Annotated in this window: 24 protein-coding genes; 15 read left to right on the top strand and 9 right to left on the bottom strand. The window is 62.2% G+C overall.

The annotated features are described in order from the left end of the window. Positions 1 to 88: 88 nt before the first annotated feature. Positions 89 to 3,802, top strand: a complete 3,714-nt coding sequence (metH, locus tag FAZ30_RS04750) for a methionine synthase (RefSeq protein ID WP_137010189.1) — start codon at positions 89 to 91, stop codon at positions 3,800 to 3,802. A 54-nt stretch (positions 3,803 to 3,856) separates the two neighbouring features. On the opposite strand, the gene FAZ30_RS04745 is transcribed toward metH, so the two are convergent. Continuing rightward, positions 3,857 to 4,924 (bottom strand): GGDEF domain-containing protein, encoded by a 1,068-nt coding sequence (locus FAZ30_RS04745; protein ID WP_158613541.1) that lies wholly within the window; start codon positions 4,922 to 4,924, stop codon positions 3,857 to 3,859. Positions 4,925 to 5,218: 294 nt separating this feature from the next. Between FAZ30_RS04745 and FAZ30_RS04740 the strand changes: the two genes are divergently transcribed. Continuing rightward, positions 5,219 to 5,434, top strand: coding sequence for an HP1242/YdcH family protein (locus FAZ30_RS04740; protein WP_124641621.1), 216 nt, complete (start codon positions 5,219 to 5,221; stop codon positions 5,432 to 5,434). A 265-nt stretch (positions 5,435 to 5,699) separates the two neighbouring features. On the opposite strand, the gene FAZ30_RS04735 is transcribed toward FAZ30_RS04740, so the two are convergent. Continuing rightward, entirely contained in the window at positions 5,700 to 7,565 is a 1,866-nt protein-coding gene (locus FAZ30_RS04735; RefSeq protein WP_124641619.1) for an ABC transporter ATP-binding protein, read from the bottom strand. Positions 7,566 to 7,830: 265 nt separating this feature from the next. Further along, complete coding sequence (locus FAZ30_RS04730; protein ID WP_124641613.1) at positions 7,831 to 8,847, bottom strand: class I SAM-dependent rRNA methyltransferase; 1,017 nt, start codon at positions 8,845 to 8,847, stop codon at positions 7,831 to 7,833. Between the two features lie 195 nt (positions 8,848 to 9,042). On the opposite strand from FAZ30_RS04730, the gene FAZ30_RS04725 reads away from it, so the two are divergent. Together FAZ30_RS04725 and FAZ30_RS04720 are read left to right on the top strand one after the other, a co-directional pair. Next, complete coding sequence (locus FAZ30_RS04725; protein WP_233578301.1) at positions 9,043 to 10,299, top strand: MFS transporter; 1,257 nt, start codon at positions 9,043 to 9,045, stop codon at positions 10,297 to 10,299. An 85-nt stretch (positions 10,300 to 10,384) separates the two neighbouring features. Next, positions 10,385 to 11,323 carry an alpha/beta hydrolase gene (locus FAZ30_RS04720; RefSeq protein WP_137008914.1) on the top strand — a complete coding sequence of 313 codons (939 nt, stop codon included), beginning with the start codon at positions 10,385 to 10,387 and terminating at the stop codon, positions 11,321 to 11,323. On the opposite strand, the gene FAZ30_RS04715 is transcribed toward FAZ30_RS04720, so the two are convergent. From FAZ30_RS04715 to FAZ30_RS04705, 3 genes are all read right to left on the bottom strand, one after another. Next, positions 11,320 to 11,835 (bottom strand): M48 family metallopeptidase, encoded by a 516-nt coding sequence (locus tag FAZ30_RS04715; RefSeq protein WP_124641609.1) that lies wholly within the window; start codon positions 11,833 to 11,835, stop codon positions 11,320 to 11,322. The two genes, FAZ30_RS04720 and FAZ30_RS04715, sit on opposite strands and share 4 nt — an antisense overlap. A gap of 50 nt (positions 11,836 to 11,885) precedes the next feature. Then, on the bottom strand, positions 11,886 to 12,422 hold the full coding sequence (locus FAZ30_RS04710; RefSeq protein WP_124641606.1) for a GNAT family N-acetyltransferase: 537 nt from the start codon (positions 12,420 to 12,422) through the stop codon (positions 11,886 to 11,888). A 73-nt stretch (positions 12,423 to 12,495) separates the two neighbouring features. Further along, positions 12,496 to 12,939, bottom strand: a complete 444-nt coding sequence (locus FAZ30_RS04705; RefSeq protein WP_137008912.1) for an Lrp/AsnC family transcriptional regulator — start codon at positions 12,937 to 12,939, stop codon at positions 12,496 to 12,498. A gap of 132 nt (positions 12,940 to 13,071) precedes the next feature. On the opposite strand from FAZ30_RS04705, the gene FAZ30_RS04700 reads away from it, so the two are divergent. The 4 genes from FAZ30_RS04700 (at position 13,072) to FAZ30_RS04685 (ending at position 15,251) form a co-directional block, all read left to right on the top strand. After that, complete coding sequence (locus FAZ30_RS04700) at positions 13,072 to 13,704, top strand: LysE family translocator (protein WP_246043406.1); 633 nt, start codon at positions 13,072 to 13,074, stop codon at positions 13,702 to 13,704. Between the two features lie 86 nt (positions 13,705 to 13,790). Beyond that, a complete protein-coding gene (locus FAZ30_RS04695; RefSeq protein ID WP_137008910.1) occupies positions 13,791 to 14,222 on the top strand; it encodes a carboxymuconolactone decarboxylase family protein in 432 nt (143 codons plus the stop codon). Between the two features lie 112 nt (positions 14,223 to 14,334). Then, positions 14,335 to 14,646 carry an antibiotic biosynthesis monooxygenase family protein gene (locus FAZ30_RS04690; protein ID WP_137008908.1) on the top strand — a complete coding sequence of 104 codons (312 nt, stop codon included), beginning with the start codon at positions 14,335 to 14,337 and terminating at the stop codon, positions 14,644 to 14,646. Further along, on the top strand, positions 14,643 to 15,251 hold the full coding sequence (locus tag FAZ30_RS04685) for an FMN-binding negative transcriptional regulator (RefSeq protein WP_137008906.1): 609 nt from the start codon (positions 14,643 to 14,645) through the stop codon (positions 15,249 to 15,251). The genes FAZ30_RS04690 and FAZ30_RS04685 overlap by 4 nt, the downstream gene beginning before the upstream one ends. Positions 15,252 to 15,419: 168 nt before the next feature. Here the strand turns inward: FAZ30_RS04685 and FAZ30_RS04680 are convergent, their stop codons facing one another. Then, a complete protein-coding gene (locus FAZ30_RS04680) occupies positions 15,420 to 15,965 on the bottom strand; it encodes a YaeQ family protein (protein ID WP_124641596.1) in 546 nt (181 codons plus the stop codon). Positions 15,966 to 16,051: 86 nt separating this feature from the next. After that, entirely contained in the window at positions 16,052 to 16,732 is a 681-nt protein-coding gene (locus tag FAZ30_RS04675; protein ID WP_158613540.1) for an MliC family protein, read from the bottom strand. Positions 16,733 to 16,984: 252 nt separating this feature from the next. On the opposite strand from FAZ30_RS04675, the gene FAZ30_RS04670 reads away from it, so the two are divergent. Continuing rightward, positions 16,985 to 18,454 carry a DEAD/DEAH box helicase gene (locus FAZ30_RS04670; RefSeq protein WP_137008904.1) on the top strand — a complete coding sequence of 490 codons (1,470 nt, stop codon included), beginning with the start codon at positions 16,985 to 16,987 and terminating at the stop codon, positions 18,452 to 18,454. Positions 18,455 to 18,647: 193 nt separating this feature from the next. Then, the gene (locus FAZ30_RS04665; RefSeq protein WP_199730948.1) at positions 18,648 to 19,469 is read left to right on the top strand and encodes a substrate-binding periplasmic protein; all 822 of its coding nucleotides are present in this window, start codon (positions 18,648 to 18,650) and stop codon (positions 19,467 to 19,469) included. 18 nt (positions 19,470 to 19,487) lie between these two features. Here the strand turns inward: FAZ30_RS04665 and FAZ30_RS04660 are convergent, their stop codons facing one another. Next, on the bottom strand, positions 19,488 to 20,078 hold the full coding sequence (locus FAZ30_RS04660) for a TetR/AcrR family transcriptional regulator (protein WP_124641590.1): 591 nt from the start codon (positions 20,076 to 20,078) through the stop codon (positions 19,488 to 19,490). 171 nt (positions 20,079 to 20,249) lie between these two features. Between FAZ30_RS04660 and FAZ30_RS04655 the strand changes: the two genes are divergently transcribed. From FAZ30_RS04655 to FAZ30_RS04635, 5 genes are all read left to right on the top strand, one after another. Then, positions 20,250 to 21,074, top strand: a complete 825-nt coding sequence (locus FAZ30_RS04655) for a helix-turn-helix domain-containing protein (RefSeq protein ID WP_137008902.1) — start codon at positions 20,250 to 20,252, stop codon at positions 21,072 to 21,074. Between the two features lie 131 nt (positions 21,075 to 21,205). Then, the gene (locus FAZ30_RS04650) at positions 21,206 to 21,751 is read left to right on the top strand and encodes a YbhB/YbcL family Raf kinase inhibitor-like protein (RefSeq protein ID WP_137008900.1); all 546 of its coding nucleotides are present in this window, start codon (positions 21,206 to 21,208) and stop codon (positions 21,749 to 21,751) included. Positions 21,752 to 21,844: 93 nt separating this feature from the next. Then, a complete protein-coding gene (locus FAZ30_RS04645; protein ID WP_137008898.1) occupies positions 21,845 to 23,164 on the top strand; it encodes a hypothetical protein in 1,320 nt (439 codons plus the stop codon). Between the two features lie 204 nt (positions 23,165 to 23,368). Beyond that, positions 23,369 to 25,276: a sensor domain-containing diguanylate cyclase gene (locus FAZ30_RS04640; RefSeq protein WP_137008896.1), complete on the top strand. Its 1,908-nt coding sequence runs from the start codon at positions 23,369 to 23,371 to the stop codon at positions 25,274 to 25,276. 152 nt (positions 25,277 to 25,428) lie between these two features. Then, positions 25,429 to 26,145: a pseudouridine synthase gene (locus FAZ30_RS04635; protein WP_124641579.1), complete on the top strand. Its 717-nt coding sequence runs from the start codon at positions 25,429 to 25,431 to the stop codon at positions 26,143 to 26,145. The last annotated feature ends 12 nt before the right edge of the window (positions 26,146 to 26,157 follow it).

Below are 26,157 nucleotides of genomic sequence, written 5' to 3'. Positions count from 1 at the left end.
GTCTGACAGTTCCAGACGCAATGGTAATATGATCGGCCGCACCTTGAGTGTGCCTTTTATCGATCCAGCCCATAACAGCCTGTTTGCCATGACCAAAAACACCACCCACCCGGTATTTTCCCAGCTGTCGCAGCGCATCCTGATCCTGGATGGCGGCATGGGCACCATGATCCAGCGCCATGATCTGCAGGAAGCTGACTACCGTGGCGAGCGGTTCGCCTACTGGCCCTGTGACGTAAAAGGCAACAACGACCTGCTGGTGCTGAGCCGGCCCGATGTGATCGGCGGCATTCACCAAGCCTATCTGGATGCCGGGGCCGACATCATTGAAACCAACACCTTCAATGCCACCTCGATTGCCATGGCCGACTACCAGATGGAAAGCCTGGTGTGGGAAATCAACCACGCCGCCGCCCGGCTGGTCAAAGAGCTGTGCGTGGCGCAAACGGCAAAGAATCCGGCGCGGCCGCGTTTCTGTGCCGGCGTGCTGGGACCCACCAACCGCACCGCCAGCATCAGCCCGGATGTGAACGACCCCGGTTATCGCAATGTCAGCTTCGACGAGCTGGTGAGCAGCTACACCGAGGCGATTGACGGCCTGGTGGCCGGCGGCGCGGATTTCCTGCTGGTGGAAACCATCTTCGACACCCTGAACGCCAAGGCGGCGGTGTTTGCCATCCATCAGTATTTTGACGATCACCCCGACAAGACCCGGCTGCCCATCATGGTGTCCGGCACCATTACCGACCAGTCCGGCCGCACCCTGACTGGCCAGACGACCGAGGCCTTCTACAACAGCCTGTCGCATGCCAACGCCATGTCGTATGGCCTGAACTGTGCACTGGGCCCAGACCTCTTGCGCCCCTATGTGGAAGAAATGTCGCGGGTATCCGCCAGCTATGTGTCGGTGCATGCCAACGCCGGCCTGCCCAATGCCTTTGGCGGTTACGATCTGGAACCGGCCGCCATGGGCGAATTCGTGCGTGAATGGGCCGAGTCCGGCCTGATCAATATCGTTGGCGGCTGTTGCGGCACCACGCCGGACCATATCGCCGCCATTGCCCATGCGGTGGACGGCATCGCCCCGCGCGCGCTGCCGGATATCGAGAAAAAGTGCCGCCTGTCCGGCCTGGAGCCGTTCAACATCGGCGACAAGGACCTGTTCGTCAATGTGGGCGAACGCACCAATGTCACCGGCAGCCGCGCCTTTGCCAAGCTGATCCTGAATGGCGACTACGCCACCGCGCTGGATGTGGCACGGCAGCAGGTGGAGAACGGCGCTCAGGTCATCGACATCAATATGGACGAGGGCATGCTGGACGCGCTGGCGGCCATGGATCGCTTCCTCAAGCTGATCGCCGCCGAGCCGGACATCGCCCGTGTGCCTATCATGATCGACTCCTCCAAGTGGGAGGTGATTGAAGCCGGCCTCAAGTGCATCCAGGGCAAGGGCATCGTCAACTCCATCTCCATGAAGGAAGGGGTGGACAAGTTCAAGGAACAGGCACGCCTGTTGCGCCGTTATGGCGCGGCGGTGATCGTGATGGCTTTTGATGACAAGGGCCAGGCCGACACTTACGCCCGCAAGGTGGAAATCTGCGAAAAGAGCTACCGCATCCTGGTGGACGAAGTGGGCTTCCCGCCGGAAGACATCATCTTCGACCCCAATATCTTTGCCGTAGCCACCGGCATTGAAGAACACGCCCGCTACGGCCTCGACTTCATCGAAGCCACCGGCTGGATCAAGCAAAACCTGCCGCACGCCAAGATTTCCGGCGGCGTGTCCAATGTGTCCTTCTCCTTCCGTGGCAACAACAAGGTACGCGAAGCCATCCACGCGGTATTCCTCTACCACGCCATCCAGCGCGGCATGACCATGGGCATCGTCAACGCCGGTGCGCTGGAAGTGTATGACGAGGTGGACAAGGCGCTGCGCGAGCGCATTGAAGACGTGGTGCTGATGCGCACTCCGGCTGATGGCGGCGATGCCACCGAACACCTGATTGCGCTGGCGGAACGCTTCAAGGGCGAGGCGGTAGGCGAGAAAAAGGTGGAAGACCTGGCCTGGCGCGACTGGCCGGTGGAGAAGCGGCTGGAGCATGCGCTGGTCAAGGGCATGACCACCTTTATCGTGGAAGATACCGAGGAAGTCCGCCTCAAGTGCGCGCGCCCCATTCATGTGATTGAAGGTCCGCTGATGGACGGCATGAACGTGGTGGGCGACCTGTTTGGTGCCGGCAAGATGTTCCTGCCGCAGGTGGTGAAATCGGCCCGCGTGATGAAGGCTGCCGTGGCGCATCTGGAGCCTTTCATCGAGGAAGAAAAGATCCGCATGGGTCTGGCCGATGCGCCGGCCAAGGGCGTCATCATCATGGCCACGGTCAAGGGCGATGTGCACGATATCGGCAAGAACATCGTCGGCGTGGTGCTGCGCTGTAACAACTACAAGGTGATCGACCTGGGCGTGATGGTGCCCTGCCAGACCATTCTGGATGCAGCCCGCGAACACAAGGCCGACATCATCGGCCTGTCCGGCCTGATCACTCCAAGCTTGGAAGAGATGAGCCATGTGGCCAAGGAAATGCAGCGCCAGGGCTTTGACATTCCCTTGCTGATTGGTGGGGCGACCACTTCCAAAGTGCACACGGCGGTGAAGATTGCGCCGCACTACCAGCATCCGGTGATTTATGTGCCGGATGCCAGCCGTGCGGTGGGTGTGTGCTCCAATCTGCTGTCCGATACCCTGCGCGATGGCTTTGTCGCCGAAGTGGCGGCCGAGTACCAGCGTGCCCGCGAAGGCCATGCCAACAAGGCCAACCGCAAGGTAGTCAGCCTGGAGCAGGCCCGTGCCAACAAGCAAAAAACCGACTGGGCCAGCTATGTGCCGCCCCAGCCGCAGTGGCTGGGCGTGCGCCGTTTCGAAAACTACCCGCTGGCGGATATCGCCGCCGTCATCGACTGGACGCCTTTCTTCCAGAGCTGGGAGCTGGCCGGCCGCTTCCCGCGCATTCTGGACGATGAAATCGTGGGCGAGTCGGCACGCAGCCTGTATGCCGATGCCCAGGTGATGTTGCAGCAGATCATCGAGGAAAACTGGCTGTCTGCCAGTGCCGTTATCGGCCTGTTCCCGGCCGCCAGCGTCAACGATGACGATATCGACATCCGCAGTGTGGATGGCCACAGCAGCCAGATGAGCTGGGTGGGCCTGCGCCAGCAACTGCCGAAAATGGATGGCAAGCCCAACTGGGCGCTGGCCGACTATATCGCCCCGGCCGACAGCGGCGTGCAGGACTATATCGGTGCTTTTGCGGTGACTGCCGGCATCGGCATCGAGCCGCATGTGGCCCGTTTCGAGGCTGCCAACGATGACTACTCGGCCATTCTGCTCAAGGCGCTGGCCGACCGTCTGGCCGAGGCCTTTGCCGAGCTGATGCACCAGCGTGTACGTCGCGAATTCTGGGGCTATGCCGCTGACGAGACGCTGAGCAATGAGCAGCTGATCGACGAGGAATACCGTGGCATCCGTCCGGCTCCGGGCTATCCGGCCTGTCCGGACCATACGGTGAAGAAGGCCCTGTTTGCCTTGCTGGATGCCCCGGGCATCGGCATGACGCTGACCGAAGGCTATGCCATGCTGCCGACGGCGGCCGTCTCCGGCTTTTATTTCAGCCATCCGGAGGCGCGCTACTTCGGCGTGGGCAAGGTGGAAAAGGATCAGGTGCAAAGTTATGCCCAGCGGCGCGGCGTGTCGCTGGAACAGGCCGAGCGTGATCTGGCACCGAATCTGGGCTACGACGCCTGACGCAGGCTTGCCGCGCCCAGCTACCGAGCCGCCTGCGGGCGGCTTTTTCGTGGGCTAGCCCGCCTGCGCCAGTGTGTGCGGCGGTGCCGGATGGCCGCAGGACAGGGCCAGCACAAAGCCGTTCTTGCCGCGGTGCTTGGCCTGGTACAGCGCCGCATCGGCCTGGCGCAGGGCGGCACTCAGGCCGATGCGGCCATCCATCAGCACGATGCCGATGCTGATGGACAGCCGTCGCTGCTCCACGCTGCAGCTATTCACCCGGTGTATCAGCTGGCTCGCCAGTTCGCTGACGCGCTGGCTGTCCTGCAGCCGGGTGAACAGGCCGAACTCCTCACCGCCCAGCCGCCCGCACAAGGCCACGTCGGGATGCCCGCTCAGCTGCCGCGCCACTTGTTGCAGCACCTGATCGCCCGCTTCATGGCCGAAGTCGTCATTGACGCTTTTGAAGTCGTCGATATCGACCATCAGGAAATGGCCGTGCTGGGCCGGATACCAGGCCTGCAGCTTTTCCAGCAGGCTGCGGCGGTTGTCGATACCGGTGAGGGCGTCCTGAAAGGCTAGCGCTTCCAGATCTCGACGCAGATGGTAGCCACGTAGCCGCAGGCGGCGAAACAGGATGTTGAGCATCAGGCCGGAGGCCAGTGTCACGATGGTCAGCAGAGCGATCAGCGTATCCTGTTGCCATAAGCGTCGGTCATCCAGCGTACCTTGCAGCAGGATGCCCCACACGCAGCCACTGGCCAGCACGAAGCAATACGAGCTGTGGAAAACCGGAGCCATGGTCAGGCTGATGCACACGGCAATCGAGGTGGCCCACAGGCTGGTATCGGCGACAAACAGCATGTTCAGGCGAAAGCCCAGCGCCAGGCCACACAGATTCAGCAGCATGCCCAGTAGCAGGGTGTGGCGGTGGCCGGCATTCAGCGATAGCAAGGTGCCGGCCAGCATGATCAGGCAGACCAGCACCGTGTTGGCGGCGTCGACCTGCTGGTGCGGGTGGCTGAGCAGCAGGGAAGCCAGCCAGGACAGCTCCCCCAGCAGCTGTGTCCATACCGCGATGGGGCGCAGCTCGAGAAAGGATTGATGCTGGAAATCTGCATCGCCAGCATAAAGGTACTTCATGGGGCCTCCTTGCAAAGCGGCGACAGCGGAGGCTGCCACTCCCGGGAACATCGCAGCATCGTGGCGGCTTGGTCTGGGGTGGTCGACTGGACCTATGTGCAGGCGGTGTTGGCAGGGAAGGGCTGGCCGGCCCGCCGTGTGCTCTTGCATCCGCGCTCTGGCGGTGCACAATGCACTGATGTCTGTTACCGGCGCATATGCCTTAGATCAAGAAAGCAGACTGGTGTCGGGACTAGCATGAGCTTGTAGTCAGGTGGCATGAACGCCACCCCACCCACCAATCAGGAGAAGCCGATGTTCCCAGAATTCCGTGATCTGATCAGTAAACTGAAAACCGAAGACGACCACTTCAGCCGCCTGTTCAACAAGCACAATGAACTGGACCAGAAGATCAAGAATATCGAGGCCGCCATCGAGAAGGGCAGTTCGCAGGAGGTGGAAGTGCTGAAGAAGGAAAAACTGAAACTCAAGGATGAACTGTACGTCATCCTCAAAAAAGCCGAAGCCTGATTCCCAGGGCCGGCCATGAAAAAACCCGCCAACTGGCGGGTTTCAGGCTGCTGATAAAGTTATTTGGTGCGATTGCATTGGACCCGGCAAAGCCGGGCCTTTCGACTAAGTTATTGCTTCCGCAGCCTTCCCATCTATTCCCTTTCCCCCCGCCCTTGCCCTGCAAGGGAGCCTCGCTTTCCTTCCGGAAAGCGAGGGGGTGTCGATAGTATGAAAAAACCCGCCAGCTGGCGGGTTTTTGTTTGTGGCAGGCAGGATGATGGCATCAGGCCGGGTCCAGTTCTCCTGGGCGGATGGCCTCGTCGACTTCTTCTCCCAGAAAGCCGCCGCTCTGGTGCGCCCACAGCCGGGCATACAGGCCGCCTTGAGCCAGCAGGCTGGCATGGTCGCCTTCTTCCACCACCCGTCCCTTGTCCAGCACGATCAGCCGGTCCATGGCGGCGATGGTGGACAGGCGGTGGGCGATGGCCACCACAGTCTTGCCCTCCATCAGCCGGTACAGGCTGCTCTGGATGGCGGCTTCCACTTCCGAATCCAGCGCGCTGGTGGCTTCGTCCAGCAGCAGGATGGGGGCATCTTTCAGCATCACCCGGGCAATGGCCACGCGCTGACGCTGGCCACCGGACAGCTTGACGCCGCGCTCGCCCACATGGGCATCGTAGCCACGGCGACCCTTGGGGTCGGTCAATGCCTGGATGAAGTCATGCGCCTCGGCCTGCTTGGCGGCATGGATCATGGCCTCGTCGCCGGCATCTGGCTTGCCGTACAGCAGGTTGTCGCGTACCGAGCGGTGCAAGAGCGAGGTGTCCTGCGTCACCATGCCGATCTGCGCGCGCAGGCTGTCCTGGGTCACCGTGGCAATATCCTGGCCGTCGATCAGGATGCGGCCCTGTTCGATGTCGTAAAAACGCAGCATCAGATTGACGATGGTGGACTTGCCGGCACCGCTGCGGCCGACCAGACCGATTTTTTCGCCGGGACGAATGGTGAGGTTCAGCCCGTCGACAATGGTGCGTTCGCCACCATAGGAAAAGCTGACATTGTCGAAGCGTATCTCGCCACGTGCTACCTGCAGCGCCTGGGCAGCCGGCTGGTCGACAATGGCGACCGGCCGCGACAGGGTGCTGATGCCATCGTGCACGGTACCGATATTTTCGAACAGGCTGGACATTTCCCACATGATCCAGTGCGACACGCCATTGAGCCGCAAGGCCATGGCGGTGGCGGCGGCCACGGCACCGATACCGACCTGGCCCTGGGTCCACAGCCACAGCGTGGCACCGGCAGTGCTGGCGATCAGCCCCATGCTGAGAATGTGGTTGGCGATTTCAAAGCCGCTGACCAGGCGCATCTGGCCATAGGCAGTCTGCATGAATTCCTGCATCGCACTTTTGGTGAAGGCGGCCTCGCGCTGACCCTGGGCAAACAGCTTGACCGTGGCGATATTGGTATAGGCATCAGTCACGCGGCCAGTCATCAGCGAGCGTGCATCGGCCTGGCGGGCCGAGGCCTTGCCCAGCCGTGGCACGAAGAAAGCCAGGGTCGCCACATACAGCAGCAACCAGCCGATGAAGGGCAGCAGCAAGCTGCTATCGAAGCTGCCGACCACCGCCACCATGGTGATGAAGTAGATCACCACGAACACCAGGATGTCGGTGATGATCAGCACCGTGTCGCGTACGGCCAGCGCGGTCTGCATCACCTTGGCCGCTACCCGGCCGGCAAATTCATCCTGATAAAAGCTCATGCTCTGTCCCAGCAGGTGGCGGTGAAACTGCCAGCGCAGGCGCATGGGGAAATTGCCGAACAGGCTTTGGTATTTGAACATGGCCTGCAGGGCGATCAGCAGCGGACTGGCCAGCAGGATGCCGCCCAGCAACAGCAGGTGATGACGCTCCTGGGTCCATAGTTGCGACGGCGCCACATGGCTGAGCCAGTCGACAATGGAGCCCAGCATGGAGAACAGCAAGGCTTCGAAGGCACCGATGAGGGAGGTCAGCAAGGTCATGCACAGGATGTAGGGGCGCATGCCGCTGGTGGCGGACCAGACAAAGGGCAGGAAGCCCTTGGGTGGCTGGACGGGAGGTGTATCCGGGTAGACGTCTACCCGCTTTTCAAACCAGGAAAACATAAAGATCGTCCTTGTCGGGACCTGTGGTCCGTTGAGGTTGTATGGGGGTATGACGATAGCTTGAAGCGAAGTAATCAGCAATGCTTTTTTTGCATGGCTGGGCACAGGCTCGCCTTCTGCGTTGCCGCCATTTTAGTGGGGTTTTGTTGCCGGCAGTTCCCGGTGGCGTAGCGATAGCTTGCCCGGATGGTGGCCCGAACGGGCGCAGGTAAAAACAAAACTGCCCGGCCGAGCGGGTCGGCCGGGCAGTCTGGTACAGCGGCAATCAGACGTGCAGCAGCACGATCTTCAGCGGATGCTGGCCATCGGCGCTGGGGAAATCCTGCTCCGGGGTAATCCATTCCACTTCGTGCACGGTACGGCCGGCTTTTTCTGCGCTGCGCTTGAGCGACTCCAGCCAGGCATTGCCATCAACCTGGGCCACATTATTGCAGCAGATCAGCATGCCACCTTCGGCGGTGCACAGCAGGGCCGGCTTGAACAGGGCCTGGTAGTCGTTGATCAGGTCGACCACGCCGAAGGGGCTCTTGGCGTAGCGCGGCGGGTCAAGGAAGACCAGATCGAACTGGCGGGCTTCCAGAGCCGGGAAGGGAGGCATTTTCTTGCCACGCACCATCTTGGGCTGGCCGATGCCGGACAGCTGGCGCAAGGCGGCAAAGGCATCGCTCTGCACGCAGCGCGGGCGGGTGGCCAGGCTGTTCAGCTTGGCATTGGCACGGCCGACGGCCAGGCTGGATTCGGCAAAATCCACGTTCAGCACAAATTGCGCGCCGCCCTTGGCCGCTGCCAGGCCGACACCGCAGGTGTAGGCAAACAGATTGAGCACGCTCTTGCCTTCGGCCAGCTGCATCACGCGGCGGCGGCCGGCGCGCAGGTCGAGGAACAGCCACGGGTCCTGGCCGCTGTGGCGACCACGGATGTGGTAGCGGATGCCCATCTCATGGGCCACACGGTTTTCTTCCGCTACCGCTTGCTCGGGCAGGCTCAGGGTGTTGTTGATGCGGGAATTCTTGCCGCTGCGGTCGTTGTAGACCAGCTGCAATTCCGGCAGGAGGCCGGCGTAGAAGCTGCGGATTTCGTCCAGCTCGGCATCTTCCAGGCTTTGGTGGAAGCTTTGCACCAGCAGCAGGTCGCCGTAGCGGTCTACCGTCAGGCCGGCCACGCCTTCCACGCTGCCGTGGAACAGGCGGTAAGTATTGGTATCTTCGGCGATCAGGCGGCTAACAAGATCACTGCGGCGGTCGGCTGCTGCTTGCAGCAGGGCGCTCAGGGAGTTGGACATGGAATGCTTTCTTTCTGGAATGGCTGCAATTGTAAGCCCAGTGATGGCCGGCCTCAAAATTACTACCACCACGGTAATGGCAAACAGGCTGCCGTGGAAAAATCGTGGGGCGGGCCTAATGTGTTGGCGAGTTTTAAGCAGGCCATGTAAGGCTAGAGTTACAGGCGTTTAGCCGGTAGGCTTGATCTCTTTGTCATGGCCAGTCTGGCCTGCTTTATCTTCCCGATGAACGACGCTTCTGCATCCCTGCGGCATTGCCGCCCTTTCTGGCAGTTCTGGTCGGCCCGTGTGTTGCTGACTGCCGGTTTTCAAATCCTCACTGTGGCCATTGGCTGGCAGGTGTATGCCCTGACCGGCAGTGCGTTCGACCTGGGGCTGGTCGGACTATTGCAATTTCTGCCACGGGTGCTGCTGGTGCTGGTCACCGGGGTGGTGTCGGACCGTTTTGATCGTCGCCGGGTGGTGGCCATCAGCCTGTTCATCCAGTCGCTGGCTGCCCTGACACTGCTGCTGGGTAATCTGGGCGCGGGCTGGCAGGTCAGCCGCGAGCTGATCTTTGCCCTGTCGGTGGTGGTGGGCTGCTGCCGCGCCTTCGACATGCCGGCCATGCAGTCGCTGTTGCCCAATATCGTGCCTGCCAGCCTGCTGGGGCAGGCCATTGCCATGGCGGCCTCGGCCAATGAGGCTGCCACCATCATCGCGCCGGCATTGGGCGGTTTCCTGTATGCCGTGGGTGCGGAACTGACTTATGGCCTGTCAGCCGCCTGCTTTCTGGCCTGCCTGGTGTTGGTGAGCCTGCTGCCCTCCAGCCGGGTGCTGCCCACTGGCCAGCGTGTGTCGCTGGATTCCTTGCTGATGGGGGTGCGCTTCATCCGCAGCCGGCCGGATATTCTTGGTGCCATTTCGCTGGACCTGTTTGCCGTGCTGCTGGGCGGGGCGACGGCTTTGCTGCCGGTGTTTGCCCGCGACATCCTCCTGACCGGGCCGTGGGGACTGGGTTTGCTGCGCTCGGCTCCGGCTGCCGGGGCGCTGCTGATGTCGGTGTGGCTGATGCGTCATCCGATACGCCGTCGCTCCGGGCATATCATGTTTGCCGCAGTCGCCGTGTTTGGCCTGGCCACCATCCTGTTCGGTCTGTCGCGCTCTTTCCCGCTGTCCTTGCTGGCGCTGATGCTGCTGGGTTCGGCTGATGTCATCAGCGTGGTGATTCGCGGCACGCTGGTGCAGCTGGAAACACCGGATGACATGCGTGGCCGGGTCAATTCGGTGAACTCGCTGTTCATTGGTGCCTCCAACCAGCTTGGCGAGTTCGAGTCTGGCGTCACGGCGGCCTGGCTGGGAACCGTGCCGGCCGTGGTTCTGGGCGGGGCGGGTACCTTGCTGGTGGTGGTGCTGTGGATGCGCTGGTTTCCGCAACTGGCCGGCCGTGACCAGCTGGTATCCAGTTCGTGAAACCACTTGCGCTGGCACATTTAATGACTTTGGTATATTAATGGGCGGCAAACGCTGAAGTTTGCCCAAGTCAGGAGAAGTAAAAATGCATGCAGTCAGCCCCAAGCTGACCGACTGGTTGTCCCAGCTCAACCAGCTCATCCGCCGCCTGCGGGATAGCGGCTACAAGCCCACCGCCATCGGCGCCCGCGAGGCGCTGGCCAATGTCACCCGCAGCCTGGTCAGTGCCGGGCCGGACATTGCCTGGGTCAATGACGAAATCATCCATGGCCGCGATTACAGCGTGCCGGTGCGGATTTATCATCCGGCACCGAGCGAGGCGCGGCCGGTGCTGCTGTTTCTGCATGGTGGCGGCCATACCGCCGGCAGTGTCAGCGTATACGACCCCATCAGCCGCCGGCTGGCTGCAGCCACCGGCCATATCGTGGTGGTGCCGGAATACCGGCTGGCTCCGGAAAACCCTTATCCGGCAGCACTGCATGATGCTTATGCCGCCGCCCGCGGCGTGTTTGCCGCGCTGAGTGCGCGCCAGCTGCCGTTTCTTCCCAGCCTGTCGCTGATGGGTGACTCTGCCGGTGCGGCGCTGGCGGCCACGGTGAGTGCGCGCTCGCAGCACGATACTGCCTTGCAGATTGCCGCCCAGGTGCTGATCTATCCCAGCCTGGACTACAGCATGAGCCTGCCGTCGATTAGCGAGAATGGCGAAGGCTATTTCCTCAACAGCGATCGCATTGCCTGGTATTTCGACAATTATTTCCAGCATGGTGAAGACCGGCTGGCGGCGTCGCCCTTGCATATGGCGATGACCGAGCGGCTACCGGCCACCCTGGTGGTGTCAGCGGGTTTTGATCCGCTGCGTGACGAGGCGCTGTGCTACCTGGATAAATTGCAGGCAGCTGGCGTGCCGCACCAGCATCTGCATTTTGATGATCTGGTGCATGCCTTCCTCAATATGGAGCAGCTGGTGGCGGCCGAGTGCGCCCAGACTTACCAGCAGATCGCCGCTTTCCTCGAGCGCCGTTAGCGCGTTGCCGGGCTGGGGGCTGGCTCCAGCTCGCGCAGGGTCAGCCATAGCCGGGTATCAAACTCCAGCTGGTGGTAAGCCGGTTCCATGTGGCAGCACAGCTGATAGAAGGCCTTGTCGTGGTTTTTCTCGCGCAGATGCGAAAGCTCGTGCACGACGATCATGCGCAGGAAGGGCTCGGGCGCGTCGCGGAACAGCGTGGCAATGCGGATTTCGTGTTTGGCCTTGAGCTTGCTGCCCTGCACCCGCGAGATCTGGGTATTGGTGCCCAGCGTCCCTTTGACCGGGTGTTGGCGATTGTCGTACAGCACCTTGGTGGGGGCCGGGGCATTTTTTAGATAGCGCTGTTTCAGCTCGCTGACATACTGGTACAGCGCGTTATCGCTCTGCACTGCATGGCTGTCGGGATAGCGGCTGGCCAGCCAGTCGCCCAGGCTGCCGTCGTCCAGACGGGCCTGGACCTGGGCGAGCAGGCTGGGTGGGTAGTGCAGCAGGTATTTGAGGGCAGACATGCCGCCAGTTTAGCAAAGCCGGCGCTGCGCTGCCGCACCACGCCTGCGGTTTATGCTTGGACGGCGGCCAGTTGCGCTGGTTGCTGCCAGCGATAGCACAGGGCAATGGCCTTGCGTCCATCCGGGGCCAGCACGTTTTCGCGGTCTACCATTTCCCCGCCCATGCGGCTGTAAAAACGCCGCGCCTCGCTATTGGCCTCGTATACCCACAGGTGCATCGGTCGGCCCGGCTGCAGGGTGTCGGCCTGGGCTGCTGCGGCCCGTAGCAGGCTGCGGCCCACGCCACGGCCTTGCTGGCCGGGCAGCACGTGCAGATTGTCCAGCAGCAGGCCGCGCTGGGTCTCGCCATCCGGCAGCAGGCAGACAAAGCCCACCGGCTCGCCTTCCCACAGGGCCAGCAGCACCCACAGATGATTGTCGTAATGGAAGCGACGGGTCCACATGGTGTGGCGCTCGGTCGGGGCGACGTGGTCGAGATAGTCGTCGGACAGGATGGTGCGGTAGCTGTGCTGCCAGCTTTCGGTATGCAGCCGGGCAATCAGTCCGGCATCGTCAAAGGTGGCAACACGCAAGGTCAGCGAGGTCATGGGCTTGGCTAGGGGCTAGGAATACCGGATTTTACGACAAGCAGATGACGTTAAGGTTCGCTTTGCATGGCAATTAACGTGGTGCACGTAAGGGGCGCGCAGTAATCGGGGTGGACAGGATGATGGATGTCCGGGTTTCGCCCAGATGATTCACCCGCGCCACCAGGGCTTCCAGATGGCCGACATCACGCGCCAGCAGGCGGAACAGATAGGAATCGGCCCCGGTGACGTGGTGGCATTCCAGTACCTCAGGCATGTCCTCCAGCAATTGCAGCAGCTTTTTCTTGTAGGGCTGCGCCACGGTAATGCCCACCATGGCCGACAAGGTGTAACCAGCCTTGGCGGGCGACAGTCGGGCGTGGTAGCCCTGGATCACGCCGGCTTCTTCCAGCCGTTTTACCCGTTCCGACACCGCCGGTACTGACATTTCCACCGCACGGGCCAGCTCGGTCAGTGACAAGCGGGCATCCTGCTGCAGGCATTCCAGAATTTTCCAAGCTTTGCTGTCGATCTCCATGTCCGCTCCTTTATGGTCGAACTGCATTCTGGCTTTAATTTATCAGTTATATGGTTGGGTTTGCCTGAAAAAACTCATGTAAGCCAGCCCGCAGGCCGCGCACACTGTCGGTTCTAAATCAGGAGCCTGCTCATGCATCTGTTGACCTTGTTTGCCCAAGCCTTGCTGTTGGGCCTGGCGATTGCCGCCCCGGTTGGCCCCATTGGCCTGCTCTGTATCGAGCGCAGTGTGCGGCAGGGGCCGTGGGTGGGGCTGGCCACCGGGCTGGGCGCGGCGACGGCCGATGCGCTGTATGCCACGCTGGGGGCGCTGGGTCTGAGTGCGCTGATTCAGCGGCTGACTACGCTGGCCCTGCCGCTGGCTGTGGCTGGCAGCCTGCTGTTGTTATGGATGGGGCTGGGCATGTTGCGGCGGCATGCGGCAAGCGAGGCTGCGCGGGCGGCAAGTGCCCATGGCTGGTGCAGCGCCTGGGCATCGGCGCTGCTGCTGACCCTAAGCAACCCCATGACCATCTTGTCCTTTCTGGCCGTGTTCGCCAGCCTGTCCGGCCATGCCGCGCCGGGGGCGGCTGAGGCCTTGCTGATGGTTTCTGGCGTGTTTGCCGGCTCGGCGCTGTGGTGGTGTGTGTTGGCTTTCGGTGCCGGTCGCTTGCTGGGCCGACTGGGAGAGGCCGGGCGACATGGCATCGATATCGTCTGTGGCGTGCTATTGCTGGGTATGGGCCTGCTGCTGCTGTGGCGTGCACTGGCCAGCCTGGCGGGCTAGTGGTTCCCTACTTGATGATAAAAGTGGACCTGTAACAGAGCCATTGTCAGGCCGATAATGCAGGCTTGCCCTCAGGAGAAACCGCCATGTCCAGCCTGCGTCAGCCTTATGCCGAATTGTCCGGCCCCGCCTTGCAGCATTTGCGTGCCATCAAGAAACTGCTGGAGGACAGCCCCTTGGGGCGTAATCTGGTGGAGCTGGTGTACTTGCGTGTGTCGCAGCTCAATGGCTGCGCCTTTTGTCTGGATATGCATGCCCGGGCATTGCGCAGCGGCGGGGAAAGCCATGCCCGGCTGGACACGCTGGCCGGCTGGCGGCTGAGCCCGCATTTTTCGGCAGCAGAGCAGGCCGCGCTGGCCTGGGCCGAGTCGCTGACCGATATTGCGGCCAGCCAGGCGGCCGATGCGGTGTATCAGCCCTTGTTGCAGCATTTTTCCGCGCAGGAAATCTGCGACCTGACCATGGCCATCGCCAGCATGAATGCACTGAACCGCCTGGCCATCGCCATGCGGCAATAAGAGCAGCTAACAAAACCCCTGCTGCTGCGTCGTACCCTTGTACTGTGTGCGTCGGCGCGCCTGGCGTCAGGGACGCGATGCTATTTTGTTAGCCGCGCTAAGGAGACACAATATGTACGTGGTGATTTTCCGGGCTACGGCCCGCCAGCTGGACGAGGAATACAGCCGGGTGGCGGCACAATTGCGCGAACTGGCGCTGAGCCGCTTTGGCTGCCTGGAATTTGTCGCGGTCAATGAAGGCGGGCAGGAGGTGGCGTTGTCCTACTGGCCGGATCTGGACAGTATCAGCGCCTGGAAAGCCAACGCCGATCATCTGCTGGCGCAGCAATTGGGACGCGAGCGCTGGTATGCCGGCTACCGGGTGCAGATTGCCCAGGTGCTGCGTGACTACGCCTTTCCCGCCGCGGCAGGAGAGCAACCATGAGCTTGTACTGTCCTGCGGCATTTCGTGCCGAAGCCGACTATGCGCGCCAGGTAATGGCCGACAATCCGCTGGCCACGCTGATTACCCAGGCGGATGGCGAACCCTGGCTCAGCCATCTGGTGTTGCTGCCCGACCCAACCGAGCCAGACTGCCTGCTTGGTCATCTGGCGCGAGCCAACGGCCATGCCGGGGTGCTGTTCGGGCAGGATAGTGTGGCGGTGTTTAGTGGTGCCCATGGCTATGTCTCGCCGCGCTGGTATGTATCGGACGGCATGGTGCCAACCTGGAACTACCGGGTGGCGCATGCCCATGGCCGGGCAGAGCCGGTGGAGGGCGGGGCGCTGTCGGCCTTGTTGCAGCAGCTGGCACTGCAGTTTGAAGGCGAGGCCGGCTGGAACAGCAGCGCGCTATCGGCACAGGCCATGGCCGCCATGCAGCGCGGCATTGTCGGCTTTCGGCTGCGGGTGCAGCGCTGGGATATCAAGGCCAAGCTCAGCCAGAACCGGCTGCCGCAAGACCGGCAGGGGGTGATTGCCGCACTGGAGCAGGGCGACGAAGCCGCCCGTCAGCTGGCGGCTGTCATGCCTCGGCCTGTGCACGGCTGATAAAACCTCGTAGCGGTCCGGCTCAAGGTCTGCCGACGCCGACGCTAGCAGAAGTCATACCGCCAGCAGGTGCAACGCCGGAGTAGGGGTTTTGTTAGAGGGGCTTGGAGCCTGTCTCGATCTGGCGAACGCCGGGCTACCCGCGTCGCACAGATCGTAAACATATTGTTAATGCGGCACTTTCAGCGGCTCGACTTCTACCAGCACGCTGCGGCTTTCGTCGGCCAGCCATAGTTGGCCGTCCTGTACGGTGGCGGTCAGCTGCATGCCGCGCTGGCACAGGCTGGCCAGTTCGGCCAGGGTAGCGGTGCTGATGCGGTAGACGCTGAGTTTGTCCAGCTTCACCAGCTTGTTTTCGATTTGCGGCCACCATACTTCGCTGGAACGGCCACCATAGCTGTACAGCACCACCTGGTCGGCCCGGCTGCAGGCTTTTTTCAGGCGCTTTTCATCCGGTTCGCCCAGCTCTATCCACAGTTCGATTTCGTCGCTGTAATTCTTCTGCCACAGTTCGGCTTCGTCATCAGAGCTGAGGCCTCGGGTAAAGCTCAGGGTTTCACTGGCGTTCAGCACAAAGGCTACCAGGCGCACCATCAGGCGTTCCACGGTTTCCGACGGGTGTTGGGCCAGGGTCAGGTTGTGGCTGGCATAGTAGCCGCGGTCCATGTCGGAAATCGACAGGCCGGCTTTATAAATGGTGGCTGTAAGCGCCATGGTGATGTTTCCGCAATGTTGGGTTGAAGGCCGCTGCACAGGCGGCGGCAGGAGTCTGGAACAAACCGGGAGGGGCGAGGCAGGCGCTATTGCTCTGGCTGGCTGATGCACAGCAGGCTTTCGCCTTTCCAGTTGATGCTGGCTTCCTTGCCCCGGATGGTGAATTCGACATTCTGGCCGGCATAGCGGGCACCGCCGGTGACCAGCTCCTGCTGATGCAGGATGACCTGGCTTTTGCCGCGTACCAGCCGCGCCGTGGCCGGCTTGGTGCGGTAAAACGTGGCCAGTACATCGTTATTGCCACCGCCACCGCACAGGTAGTGCAGCGGGGTCAGCGAGGGTGCCAGCTCCCAGCCGGCCTGCAATTCGGTAATGCGCAGAATATAGGTATCCCCCAGACACATATGGGGATTATCGTTCTTCATGCATTCCTTGAGATTGTGCGCCCAGCGCCGTTGCTCTTGCTCCAGCTTGTTCTGGCTGGGTGCGCCGGCGCTGTTTTGCCTGGCTTTGTCCATGGCCTGGGTAAAGACCTTGTCCAGACGGTTACCCAGCCGGATCAGCCCTTCATCCTGGCACAGCATGGTTTCCATGGCATTGGCCGGCTTGTTGCAGTCGAACTCGGTGGCCTGCATCGTAGGCGTGGGAGGCAATGCCGGCGGTACGGGCTGGCGCAGGCCGCCACGGCCACCGTTTTTGTCCGGCCCGGTACCAAGCGAGTGCGCGCCGTTCAGGGCATGGGCCTGGCCGGATACGAGCAGTAGCAAAAGGACTGCGAATGGTACTGGGGGGATTTTGAGCATGCTTTATTGTGCCATGTGGCGCGATGTTACGCTGCACCAATACGCAGGATGATTTCCCTGCCCGGGCAATTGTCTGTAAACTCGCCGACTTCCGCGTCTTGCCAATCGGCGCGCAATGCAAGCCTCATCCCGAGGCGTTCCGCATTTATTTCAACCGTTTATCGTCAGCCTAGATTGGTGTCGCTTACTGCGATCAGGCAGTCGCAGGAGTGCAGTATGTCCGAAATTACCTTTGCTGACCTTGGTCTGGCGCAAGCTTTGTTGCGTGCCGTGGCCGATACCGGTTACACCATTCCCACGCCGATTCAGGCACAAGCCATTCCCCAGGTGCTGCAAGGTGGCGATCTGCTGGCTGCCGCACAGACCGGTACCGGCAAGACCGCCGGCTTTACCCTGCCGCTGCTGCAATTGCTGATGGATGCGCCCTCGCGCCAGCCCGGCAAGCCGCGCGCCCTGGTGCTGACCCCCACCCGCGAACTGGCAGCCCAGGTAGAAGAATCGGTCCGTGAGTACGGCAAGCATCTGCCGCTCAAATCCATGGTGATGTTCGGCGGTGTTGGCATCAACCCGCAGATTTCCGCCCTGAAAAAGCCGGTAGACATCCTGGTGGCCACGCCTGGCCGCCTGCTTGACCATGTCAGCCAGCGCACGCTGGATCTGTCCGCCGTGGAAATCCTGGTACTGGACGAAGCCGACCGCATGCTGGACATGGGCTTCATCCACGATATCCGCAAGGTGCTGGCACTGCTGCCGGCCAAGCGCCAGAATCTGCTGTTCTCGGCGACCTTCTCCGACGAAATCAAGACCCTGGCCGACAAGCTGCTCAACCAGCCCAAGCTGGTGGAAGTGGCCCGCCGCAATACCACCAACGAGCTGGTCGACCAGCGCGTCCACCTGGTGGACCGCGACAAGAAAACCGATCTGTTGATCAAGCTGATCCGCGACCACAACTGGTATCAGGTGCTGGTGTTCACCCGTACCAAGCACGGTGCCAACCGTCTGGCCGAAAAGCTGGACAAGATCGGCATTCCGTCGGCGGCCATTCATGGCAACAAGAGCCAGAATGCCCGTACCCGCGCCCTGGCCGATTTCAAGACTTCCAAGCTGCAGGTGCTGGTGGCTACCGATATCGCCGCCCGTGGCCTGGATATCGACCAGCTGCCGCATGTGGTCAATTTCGAATTGCCGAATGTGCCGGAAGACTATGTACACCGCATTGGCCGTACCGGCCGTGCCGGCAGCCCGGGTGAAGCCATTTCCCTGGTGTGTGTCGACGAATTCAGCTTCCTGCGCGAAATCGAAAAGCTGACCAAGCAATCCATCGCCCGCTTCACCATTCCGGGTTTCGAGGCGGACCTGAACGTGAAGCCGGAACCCATTCCCATGGGTGGCAACAGCGCTGGCCGTGGTCGTGGTCAGGGTGGTGGCGGTCGTCAGGGGCAGGGTGCACGTCAGGGCCAGGCAGCTGGCAAGTCGCGCCACGAACAGCAGAGCAAGCCTACCGGTCATGGCCATCGTCCGGCCGGCAGCACGCCGCGCAGCAAGGCCGCCGAGCCGCGTAGCCAGGGTGGCCAGCCGCAGCCGGCCCGTCAGGCCGCCACGGCCAAGCCGGGCAATGCCCCGCAGCAGCGTCGCAGCCAGCCGGCACGCCCGGTGTCGGCCTTGCTGTCGCCCAACAAGCGCTAAGTCGATGTAGCCCAGGCGGTGCGGTGGCGGTCGATCGCCGCGCTTGCTGTCGCCGCTGGCGGCCCGTATGCTGAAGTGAACCGAGTCACTGCCGCGATCGTCAATGAATGACGACACTGTCAGGCAGTGACCGTCGCGGGGAAGTCTGGCGTCTGCACGTCAGTGGCTAACGATTCGAGTTACGGAGCAGGTCATGAAACAATGGCTTGCAGGTCATGCCGGCAGCGCCCGGCATGTTGCCCTGGGCGTCATGTTGCTGGGGTGGGCGCTGGCTGCACTGGCCGCGCACGGCCCGCTGCCGGGAGGCAGCCGGCTGTCCATTGTGTTGGCGTCCGACGAGTGGCCCCCCTATCTGGGTAATCATCTTCCCGATAACGGCATCCTGTCCCGTGTGGTGACAGCGGCATTTGCCCGCGCCGACGTCACGGTGACCTACCGCTTCCTGCCCAATAACCGTAGCTTGCAATCGGCGCGTAATGGCACGGCGGACGGCAGCCTGGGCTGGGCTCCCAGCCCAGAGCGCTTGCAGGATTTGCTGTACAGCCAGTCGGTGATGTCGGCGCGCATGGTTTTTTTCCAGCGCAAGTCCGAGCAGCGGCGCTGGGCGCAACTGGCTGATCTGGCCGGGCTGCGTATCGGCATTACCATCGGCAATTTCTATTCCGCAGAATTCGACCGCCTGGTGCAGCAGGGTGTGTTGCATACCGACGGCGCGGCCGATGATCTGAGCAATTTCCGCAAGTTGCTGGCACGGCGCATCGATCTGTTTCCCATCGAAGAAGATGTTGGCCAGTTTTTGCTGGCGCGCAACTTTTCCCCCTTGCAGGCCGGACAGCTGGCCAGTAGCCCGGCATTCTGGTCCGCTCCCTTGCATGTGGTGATCTGGCGTCGGCATCCGCAAGGCGCCGAGCTGATCGCGCGCTTCAATCGCGGCTTGCAGGCCTTGCAAAGCAGCGGCGAATTCGACCGTATGGTGCGGGAGACGCGGCTGGCCTGCCAGCGCAGCCAGCCCTGACGGCCACCTGTTCTGGCTTCAGCAGGCGGGTGCGGTCTGGCCAGCAATCAGCGCGGCCGCATCCTGTAGCAGTTGGGCGGATAGTGCCGGGTCGGTGACGGCACGCGACAACAGCAGGGCACCGACCATCAGGCTCAATTGCACCGTCGGTTTGAGTGGGCTGCCGCCACTGGCTGCGTCCTGCTGTGCGGCCTCGGCCAGTGTGGCCAGCTGTTGCTCCAGCCCGCTGGTAAACGCCTGACGCGCCTGGCTGCCACGCCGGCTTAGTTCGCCGGCCAGTGCGGCCGCGACGCAACCGGTATCCGGAAAATCCCGATGCGAAATGCTCAGGTAGTCCTCGGCCACCGCCTGACATTGCTGCCCCGCATCGGCCTGCTGGCCTTGCTGCTGCCACTGCTGTGCCATTTGCTGCATGGCCTGCTGGCAAACCTGGGCGACCAGATCTTCCTTGTCCTTGAAGTGCCAGTAAAAGCCACCGTGGGTCAGCCCAAGGTCGGCCATCAGGTTGGCAATGCCAACCGCCGCAATGCCTTCCGAGCGAAAGCGCAGGCTGGCCATGTCCAGGATGCGCTGGCGGATGGCGGTTTTATGTTGTTTGTCGTAACGCATGCTGGCTCCCGCTGCTCACCGGCCGATTTTTTTATGATGTATATCATATAAACAATAGCCAACTTAATCAGCAAGATAGCGTTTATTGATTTTGCCGGTGGTGGTCGGCGATTTTCCGGTGTGTCGCGGACAAGGCTTGCCGGCCACACGGTTTCGCGCTGCAATGCCAACATGCCCTCATCCTCTGCATTGGCTGGTACGCTGGCCACTTACCATTCGCGCCGGCAGCAAAGAATCGCCCGCGTGCCGATCTGGCAGTCACAGCTGATTGCCGTGCTGGAAGGCTGCAAGATCATTCATACGCGTAGCGGCGAGCTGATCTGCCGCGCCGGAGAGTGGTTGCTGCTGCCTGCCGGACAGGAGCTGGAGCTGGTCAACCAGCCGGATGCCGACAGCGGCCACTATCTGGCCCTGGCGCTGACCCAGGACCGGCAATGGCTGCAGCGCTTTCATGCCCTGCATGGCCACTTGCTGCTGCAGGCAGCGCCGGGTAGCCCGGTGTTCACCCCCAGCGCCAGCAGCCGCCAGGCTTTGCAGCAGCTGGTGAATACCCTGGAAAACGCGGATGGCCCCATGGCGCAGGCCTGGGCCGAGCATGGCTGGCAGGGGCTGATGCTGGCCTTGTTGCAGCAGGGGCAGGGCCGCAGCCTGCTACTGCTGCCAACCGAGGATGCCCGCCAGCAATTGCAGTCATTGTTTGCTTTCGATCCGGCCCATGACTGGACGCCGGCCGTGGTGGCGCAAGGGCTGGCCATGAGCGAGGCCACGCTGCGGCGGCGGCTGGCGGCTGCATCCACGACCTTTTCTGCCTTGCTGACCGAGGCGCGCTTGGCGCATGGGCTGGGGCTGGTGATGACCGGGCGGCAGTCATTGCTGGAAGTCGCGCTGGCCAGTGGTTATCAGTCGCCATCGCGCTTTGCGGCGGCGTTCCGACGCCGTTTTGGCCTGACGCCCAGTGCTTTGCGTGCCACCCGCGAACTGCCCGAAGAAGATTGAGCTGCTTGAGCGGCAAAGGCGATGCACTGAGCGGCTGCGGCGCGCTGCGGCCGGCGGGCCTGCCTAGAATGATACAGGCAATGCGGCCATCCCCGCCGCCGTGCATCCCTCATTCTTCGTGGAGTAACACCATGCGTCATTTGTTGCCGACTCTTGTTTTTGGTCTGCTGTGCAGCACAGCACACGCGTTTCAACTGGGCAGTAGCGAGGTAAAAGCCGGCGGCACGCTGTCGCGGGCGCAGGAATTCAACAGCTTTGGCTGTAGCGGAGGTAATACCTCGCCTGCGCTCAGCTGGAGCGATGTACCAGCCGGTACCCGCAGCTTTGCCCTGACTGTATATGATCCGGATGCCCCAACCGGCAGCGGCTGGTGGCACTGGCTGGTATTCAACCTGCCGGCGGCGACCCGCTTGCTGCCTACGGGGGCCGGCAGTGCCGATGGCCTGCATTTGCCGGCCGGCAGCGTGCAGAGCAAGACCGATTATGGCCAGCCCGGCTTTGGCGGTGCTTGCCCGCCGCTGGGCGACAAGCCGCATCGTTATGTCTTTACCGTGCATGCACTGAAGGTGGACAAGCTGGACCTGCCGGCTGATGCCATGCCGGCGCTGGTGGGCTATATGCTCAATGCCAACAGTCTGGGCAAAACCAGTTTCACCGCCTTCTACGGCCGTCATTGAGGGCGGCAGGCAGGTGTGACTATGACATCGCCATCTTGACTTGGGCGGGCTTACACGTTAAACAAGGTTTTATTTCTGTTGTGAGCTACTGTCATGTCGCGCCTGCACACCTTTGTCACCCCCCGGCCCGATGCCGCATTGATGCAGTTTCTGGTGCCGGTGAACCGCTGGCTCAATCTGCATGGCGTGCCGCTGCTGCGCGACTTGCCCGTGCTGGGGCGGCTGCCCGGCTTTTCCGGCGTGGCGGACATCCGCGAGTGGCATGTGCCACCCGAGCACGAGGCGCGCTTGCGGCAGGCGCTCAGTCCGCGCAATGTCAGCTTTATCGGGCCCAACCATCCCGAATTCTTTACCGACTGGATGATAGACAAGGAGCTGTCGGCACGGTATGCGCCGCAACTGGCCAGCTGGGCCACGCATACCGTGGTGAACGGCATGGGGGCGGCCATGCAGCGCTTCTGGCTGCGCAACAACCTGATTGCCCAGATTCCCGGTGCAGCCAGCCAGGCGGCGAAGCAGCATTCGGTGGATTGGGCTTTGCAAGGCCATGGCGTGCTGCTGCACCCGGAGGGCGCGGTCGGCTGGCATGCCGACTGGCTGGCTCCGCTGTTTCCGGGAATTGCCGAACTGGCACTCAGCGCGCATGCCCGCTTGCAAGCCATGGGGCTGGAACGCCTGCCGCCGGTTCATATCGTGCCGGTGGTGTGGAAGTTACGCTTTTTACATGATGAAACCCGCGCCATCCGCCGCGAACTGTTGTGGACAGCCGCCCGGCTGCGGCTGGATGTCAGTGCGGATGCCGACTTGCCGCAACAGCTGTTCCAGCTGCTGAGCGGTGTGCTGGAGCGCGAAGCTGCCCAGTGTGACATCAGCCTGCCCCTGCGCCATGAACAGGCCTATTTCGAACGTCAGCTGCGCTTGCAGCAGCAACTGGCCGCCCGCCTTGATCTGCTGGCCGGTACCGAACATGCTGGTCTGAGCGAGGGGCGTCGCTGGAGCCGGGTGCTGCGCGAAAGCCGCGACGAGAGCCAGCGCCAGGGCATGAAGCCACTGCTGGCGGCCTGGGAGCGTTTGCAGCGGCTGGCACCTGCCGCCTACAGCCAGCCCTTGCTGGCGCAGGAGCAAGTGGCGGAATGCATCAAGCGGGTGCGCAACGATTATTGCAAGGGACGTCTGCGCGATACCCTGAACGCCTTTTTCCCCCGTCCGGCCGGCCCACGCGCCCTGTACATGCGGGTGGTGGAACCCATCGAGATCAGCCGCTGGCTGCGCGAACAATCTGATAACAGCGCCGCCGCCCTGGTGGCGCAGATGCGCATCAGCATGCAACAGGAGCTGAACAGTCTGCTGGACGGGCTGCATAAGCGTGAGCCCTACTGGACCCTGCCCAACCCCCTGATCAGCCGCGCCTGAGTGCTGCAGATGGCTGGTGTCGGCCGGCGCTCTGTCCTGTTTGTTCGATCAGTACCACACGCCGCTAGCGCAAATGGATGAATCCGTGGATTTATCCCAAATGCTTAGCTATTCTTGCTGCCCATGCCGCGACACAAATGACGAATCCTGTTTTGTCTGGTCACGGCCCTATGGGGAGTCGCGGTGAGCACATCAGGCAAAACAGTGAAGCCATGGCTGGCCAGTGCTGGTGGGACCTTGGCCAGCGCGGCGGCGCTGTGGCTGTCGGCGCTGCTATCCATGCAGTTGCCGCGCTCGGTGGATTTTGACGTACTGGCCTTGCCGCTGTGGCTGCCAGCCGGGCTGGCGCTGGCCATCGCCATGCGCTGGGGTTGGCGCACCACCGGTGGCCTGTTGCTGGGCATGGTCGCCAGTAATGCGCTGGTATTGCACTATGCCTGGCCTGCGGCTCTCGCCATCGGTCTGGGGCAGGCGGGCGCACCATTATTGGCCGCCTCCCTGTTGCGCCGGCAACAGGCCCTGCCATTCTACCGACTGTCACGCGTGTTGCTGTTTCTGTGGTGCGGAGTACTGGGCAATGCCTTGCTCTCTGCCGCATGGAGTGGCTTTTTCCTGGACGCTGGCATCCTGCCAGCAGGAATCCAGCGCTGGCACTGCCTGCTGGCCCGTGGACTGGGCGAGCTCTGTGGCATTCTGGTACTCACCCCTTCTGCGCTGTTCCTGCTGCAGGCCGAACCGGCCCGCTATAGCCGTAATCCAGCCCGCTGGCTGGAGAGCATGCTGCTGCTATGGGTAAGCCTGCTGCTGGCAGTGGTGGAATTCATCGTGGCCGATTATCGCCATGGCGTGGCGGCCAGCCTGTGGCCGCTGTTCTTCATTGCCCTGATGTGGGTGGCCTTCCGCTGCCGACTGGCACTGGCTTACTGGCTGCACAGCGGCATCGTGCTGCTGGCATTCGCTGGTGTGCTACTGCATAACGGTGCGGCCTATCAGGACCCCGGCCTCAGCGGCATGGCCGCCGCCCTGATGCTGCTGCTGGTGCAGTCACTGGCCTTGCTGGTGTTTGGCGCGCTGGTGGCCGAGCGGCGCTTTACCGAAGACTGGTTGCGCCGTGCCAACCAGACCCTGGAAGGCAAAGTGGTGGAGCGCACCCGTCAGCTGGCGGAAAGCGAGGCCCGTCTCAAGCTGATGGCCGATGCTTCACCTTTTCCGCTGGCCATGAACAATCTGAACGGTGGTGGCCTGATCTACGCCAATGCCCAGGCGGAAAGCCTGTTCAAATGCCGGCTGGATGCGCAGCAGCGGCGGGTGCAGGATTTTTATGTCGATCCGGCCGAGCGCGAAAGTATTTCAGCCCTGCTGCGCAGCCAGGGGGCGGTGCGTGATCATGAAGTCCAGCTGCATGATGCCGAAGGGCGGCAGTTCTGGGCGCTGGTATCCTGTGCGGTAGTGCATAGCGATCAGGAGCTGTATGTCATCAGTGGCATCAATGACATCAGCGAACGCAAACGGCTGGAGCGCAGCCTGCATGCTGCCAACGACGCCCTACGCCAGCATGTGGCAGAGATCGAGTCATTGCAGGTTGGCCTGCGCGAACAAGTCCGGCGCGACCCGCTCACCGGCCTGTTCAACCGCCGCTATCTGGATGAAATCCTGCCACGCCTGCTGGCACACATGCTGGCCCTGGATGGCACGGTGGCCGTCATGATGGTGGACGCGGACCACTTCAAGCGCATCAATGACAATTATGGCCACCAGTGTGGTGATGCCGTGCTGGCCACGCTGGGAGCCTTTCTGCGTGACCGTTTCCGTTGTGGCGACATCGTCTGCCGCTATGGTGGCGAGGAGTTCTGTATCCTGATGCCGGGCATTGCGCTGGATGCCGCCAACCACAAGGCCGAACAGCTGTGCGAGGCGGTCCGACAGCTGCCCATCCAGGCGCTGGAGCACCGGCTGCACATTACCCTGTCCATTGGCCTGTCGGTGTGTCCGCTGCATGGCGAGGACCCGGAAAGCCTGATCCACGCGGCCGATGCCGCGCTGTACCAGGCCAAGGCGCTGGGGCGCGATCAGGTGCGGCTGGCAAGCAATAGGCAGAATGTCCTGTCCTGAGCTTCCCTTTTTGTACTTCCCGTCAGTTCCAGCCTGGTGCGCTATTGTGGTCGTACACCAGGCCGGAGCAATCATTGCGACAAGTTGGCGGCAAGGCCTGGTGACGGCTGGCTACGATGCCGCTCTCCGGGTGGCGTGCTAACATTCCGCCCATGGAACTCTACAGACTCTTGCAACAACAAGGCTTTGGCAGCCGCAAGGAATGCCGCAAGCTGGTGGAATACGGCCTGGTGGAAATCAATGGCGAGGTGGCCGAGGATTACCGTCAGGTGTGCAGCCTGGATGATATCGACGAACTGGTGGTGGACGGCGAGCCATGGCAGCTGCAATCCGGCCCCATCTACGTGATGCTGCACAAGCCGGATGGCTATGAAACCTCGCACAAGCCCATGCACCATCCCAGCGTGTATACCCTGCTGCCATGGCAGTTTGGCAATCTGGACATTTCGGCGGTCGGCCGGCTGGATGTCGATACCACCGGCTTGCTGCTGCTGACCAATGACGGTCAGTTTGTGCATGCGCTCAGTTCGCCCAAGCGCCATATACCCAAATGCTACGAGGTCACCCTGAAGCATCCGGTACAGCCCGAGCTGGTGAAGCACTTGCTGGCAGGGGTTTTCCTCAAGGACGACAACGAGAAAATCGCTGCCGACCAGGTAGAGGCGGTCGATGAAATCACCATCCGCATGACCATTACCCAGGGTAAGTATCATCAGGTGAAACGCATGGTGGCGGCTGCCGGCAATCGGGTGATGGATCTGCACCGGCTGACGGTTGGCGAGTTAAGTCTGGGAGAGCTGGACGAGGGGCAGTGGCGCTATCTGAGCGCCGGGGAACTGGCCAGTTTCGGCTTTGCACCGAAGGGCTGAACCGGCCCGGGC

This window comes from Aquitalea aquatilis, assembly GCF_005155025.1.
In the GTDB taxonomy this organism is placed as follows: Bacteria; Pseudomonadota; Gammaproteobacteria; order Burkholderiales; family Chromobacteriaceae; genus Aquitalea; species Aquitalea aquatilis.
The sequence above is the reverse complement of the archived record's forward strand: the minus strand, read 5'-3'. Positions and strand labels throughout refer to the sequence as shown.

Coding starts and splice junctions, on each gene's coding strand:
- FAZ30_RS04685 (WP_137008906.1), top strand. CDS start 14,643: ATGAGCTTGTACTGTCCTGCGGCATTTCGTGCCGAAGCCGACTATGCG.
- metH (WP_137010189.1), top strand. CDS start 89: ATGACCAAAAACACCACCCACCCGGTATTTTCCCAGCTGTCGCAGCGC.
- FAZ30_RS04635 (WP_124641579.1), top strand. CDS start 25,429: ATGGAACTCTACAGACTCTTGCAACAACAAGGCTTTGGCAGCCGCAAG.
- FAZ30_RS04735 (WP_124641619.1), bottom strand. CDS start 7,565: ATGTTTTCCTGGTTTGAAAAGCGGGTAGACGTCTACCCGGATACACCT.
- FAZ30_RS04690 (WP_137008908.1), top strand. CDS start 14,335: ATGTACGTGGTGATTTTCCGGGCTACGGCCCGCCAGCTGGACGAGGAA.
- FAZ30_RS04665 (WP_199730948.1), top strand. CDS start 18,648: ATGAAACAATGGCTTGCAGGTCATGCCGGCAGCGCCCGGCATGTTGCC.
- FAZ30_RS04730 (WP_124641613.1), bottom strand. CDS start 8,847: ATGTCCAACTCCCTGAGCGCCCTGCTGCAAGCAGCAGCCGACCGCCGC.
- FAZ30_RS04725 (WP_233578301.1), top strand. CDS start 9,043: ATGGCCAGTCTGGCCTGCTTTATCTTCCCGATGAACGACGCTTCTGCA.
- FAZ30_RS04715 (WP_124641609.1), bottom strand. CDS start 11,835: ATGTCTGCCCTCAAATACCTGCTGCACTACCCACCCAGCCTGCTCGCC.
- FAZ30_RS04650 (WP_137008900.1), top strand. CDS start 21,206: ATGCGTCATTTGTTGCCGACTCTTGTTTTTGGTCTGCTGTGCAGCACA.
- FAZ30_RS04745 (WP_158613541.1), bottom strand. CDS start 4,924: ATGAAGTACCTTTATGCTGGCGATGCAGATTTCCAGCATCAATCCTTT.
- FAZ30_RS04660 (WP_124641590.1), bottom strand. CDS start 20,078: ATGCGTTACGACAAACAACATAAAACCGCCATCCGCCAGCGCATCCTG.
- FAZ30_RS04705 (WP_137008912.1), bottom strand. CDS start 12,939: ATGGAGATCGACAGCAAAGCTTGGAAAATTCTGGAATGCCTGCAGCAG.
- FAZ30_RS04720 (WP_137008914.1), top strand. CDS start 10,385: ATGCATGCAGTCAGCCCCAAGCTGACCGACTGGTTGTCCCAGCTCAAC.
- FAZ30_RS04670 (WP_137008904.1), top strand. CDS start 16,985: ATGTCCGAAATTACCTTTGCTGACCTTGGTCTGGCGCAAGCTTTGTTG.
- FAZ30_RS04700 (WP_246043406.1), top strand. CDS start 13,072: ATGCATCTGTTGACCTTGTTTGCCCAAGCCTTGCTGTTGGGCCTGGCG.
- FAZ30_RS04695 (WP_137008910.1), top strand. CDS start 13,791: ATGTCCAGCCTGCGTCAGCCTTATGCCGAATTGTCCGGCCCCGCCTTG.
- FAZ30_RS04680 (WP_124641596.1), bottom strand. CDS start 15,965: ATGGCGCTTACAGCCACCATTTATAAAGCCGGCCTGTCGATTTCCGAC.
- FAZ30_RS04645 (WP_137008898.1), top strand. CDS start 21,845: ATGTCGCGCCTGCACACCTTTGTCACCCCCCGGCCCGATGCCGCATTG.
- FAZ30_RS04740 (WP_124641621.1), top strand. CDS start 5,219: ATGTTCCCAGAATTCCGTGATCTGATCAGTAAACTGAAAACCGAAGAC.
- FAZ30_RS04710 (WP_124641606.1), bottom strand. CDS start 12,422: ATGACCTCGCTGACCTTGCGTGTTGCCACCTTTGACGATGCCGGACTG.
- FAZ30_RS04655 (WP_137008902.1), top strand. CDS start 20,250: ATGCCCTCATCCTCTGCATTGGCTGGTACGCTGGCCACTTACCATTCG.